The organism is Streptomyces sp. NRRL WC-3549 (genome assembly GCF_000721935.1).
Lineage (GTDB): Bacteria > Actinomycetota > Actinomycetes > Streptomycetales > Streptomycetaceae > Streptomyces.
This window is the reverse complement of the sequence record NZ_KL585402.1, coordinates 8,118-10,692: the sequence shown is the minus strand read 5'-3', so window position 1 is coordinate 10,692 and position 2,575 is coordinate 8,118. Positions and strand designations below refer to the sequence as shown.

2 protein-coding genes are annotated in these 2,575 nt (G+C 71.9%); one reads left to right on the top strand and one right to left on the bottom strand.

The features are described 5' to 3' along the window. The coding region (locus IH13_RS0117205; RefSeq protein WP_031085395.1) for a sensor histidine kinase at nt 1-1,454 on the bottom strand (1,454 nt) is incomplete at its 3' end. 431 nt (nt 1,455-1,885) lie between these two features. On the opposite strand from IH13_RS0117205, the gene IH13_RS0117200 reads away from it, so the two are divergent. Then, on the top strand, nt 1,886-2,575 hold a 690-nt coding region (locus tag IH13_RS0117200; RefSeq protein ID WP_031085394.1), incomplete at its 3' end, for an IclR family transcriptional regulator.

Genomic DNA, 2,575 nt, shown 5'->3' with positions numbered 1-2,575 from the left:
GCCTGCTGCGGCAGGTTGTGCGAGCCGAGCGGGGCGCGACCGCGGCTGCGACGCTGCGGGAGCCCTCCAGCGGTCCATTCGGTGACCACGATCTCGTCGTCGTCCATGGCGGACGCCCCGGCCGTGGGCCGTGCGCCGGCCGGGGCCGGCGCGGGGGCCGCCGCCGGGACGGCCACCGAGGCTACGGGGCCGGTCGCGGCGGGGCGCGGCTTGCGCTTGCCGCGCGGCGGCACGACGTGCTGCATCTGCGACATGTCGAGCGAGCTCTGCGGCCGGGAGGTGGCGCCGATGCCGTGGGCGATGCCGGGGGCGGGCCCGGTGGTGATCATGTCGCGCGGCACGATGAGGACGGCGCGGACACCGCCGTACGCCGACTGCCGGAGGGACACCTGGAGTTGGTACATGCGGGAGAGCCGCCCGACCACGGCCATGCCGAGGCGCGGGGACTCCCCGAGGTCGTTCATGTTGATGCCGGCCTGGGCCTGGGCGAGCATGTTCTCGGCCCGGGCACGGGCCTCCTCGCTGAGGCTGACGCCGCCGTCCTCGATCTCGATGGCGATGCCGGTCTGCACCTCGACCGCGGTGACGTGCACCCGGGTCTGCGGCGGGGAGTAGCGGGTCGCGTTGTCGAGGAGTTCGGCGCAGGCGTGGATGAGCGGCTCGACCGCGGTGCCGACGATGGCCACCTTGGCGATCGAGTGCAGGTCGACGCGCTGGTATTCCAGGATCCGGGACATCGCGCCGCGCAGCACGCTGAACAGTGGGACGGGCTTGGGCCATTGACGGCTGGGGCGGGCTCCGCCGAGTACGGCGATGGAGTCGGCGAGCCGGCCGATCAGGGCGGTGCCGTGGTCGATGCGCAGGAGGTCGTCGAAGACCTCCGGGTTGCGCCCGTGGTGGTCCTCCATCTCCCGCAGCTCGCTGGCCTGCCGGCTGACGATGGCCTGGACCCGGCGGGCGACGCTGACGAAGGCGCGCTGCGCGGAGTCGCGCATGGCCTCCTCGTTGTCGACGATGTCGAGGACCTGGAGCACCAGGGCGCGTTGGGCCTTGGGGAGGTTGCGGTAGGAGTCGTCCGCGTCGACGATGTCGCGCATCACCTCCTGGGGCGAGTTGCTCGCGCGCAGCCGCCTGATGGCGGTGGGCAGGAGTTCCTTGGTGAGCCGTACGGTCTCCTGGTCGTGCGCGGCGATGCGGTGTTCCAGGAAGGCGATGCGCTGTTCGTACTCGGCGCGCTGGACGCGCATCGCGCGGTGTCGGCGGTGGAGTGCGACCGCGAGCGTGGCGACCACGACGGTGGCGACCGCACCGCACCAGACGACCGCCGCCCGGGTGGCCCCGCTGACCGGCACCGCGCCGGCCGCGGTGGCGCCGGCCATCAGTACGACGGGCAGCAGGGCGGCGCGGACGACGGGGATGTCTCTTTTTGTCGGCGGTGATTCTGCACGAACCATCTAAACCCTCTGGCGGTTGATTCGGGAGGTATACGCACATGTGCGGATAGTCGTGCACAAGTGCTCGAATTCATCTCAACTCGACTTCACTGCGCGTGAGCCTAGCCAGATGAGAACAGTGCCTCGGCACATTCGCCCAACCCCCTGCGCGAGCACCGCACCAGTAGTACGCTCGCCAGTTTTCGCACTCACCGCCGCCACGCGTGTGCGGGGAGTGAGGAGTGCGGGATTCACCAGAAAGCCGACGCTGTCGTCCCTCCCTGCGGGACAATGCGCCGGTGCGCCGACCATGCCCCCGGTACCAGGTTTCCAGCTCAAGGCCGGAAAGATTCCCACACACGGACGGAAATCGCGCATGAGTTCGGCAATTTTCGTACCGCAGGGCGAGACAAACGCACATGCGATCGAATCGGATCGAAAGGAGCGGAATCATGATCGACGGACACCCGTACGGGCCGCACGGTCCGTCGTCGGCGGAACCCGCCGCGGCGACGGGGGGCTACACGATCGAATCGCTGGACACCGGGCTGCGTCTGATGCAGTTGTTCCTCGTCCAGGACACCGTCACGGTCAGCGGGGCCGCCGGGCGGCTCGGCGTCGGCCGGTCCACGGCGCACCGGGTCCTCAGCACGCTGGAGGGGCGGGGGTTCGCCGTACGGGACCCCTCGGGCCGGGGGTACGAGGCGGGGCCGGGCCTGCTGCGCCTGGGCCGCCCGGCGGGTCTCGACCCGGCGGTCCGGGTGCGGGTGGGCGCCGTACTGGACGACGCCGCGCGGCGGACCGGGGAGACGGTGGAGAGCGCGGCGCTGATCGAGGACCGGGTCCTCGTCACCGACGGCCGCGCGTCCACGCAGCCGGTGCGGGTGGCCCTGGGGGCGGACCGGGTGCGCCCCGCGCACGCGACGGCGGCCGGCAAGGTGCTGCTGTCACGGCTGACCGCCGACCAGGTGTGCGCGCTGTACCCGGCCGAACGGCTCCCCGCGGTGACCTCGCGCACGGTGGTATCGAGGGCCGCGCTGCTCGCCGAACTGGCGGAGGTCCGCGAGCTGGGCAGGGCCTTCAGCCGGGGCGAGTCGGTGGCGGGTCTGTACGCGGTCGCGGTGCCGCTGGCGGGGGCGGGC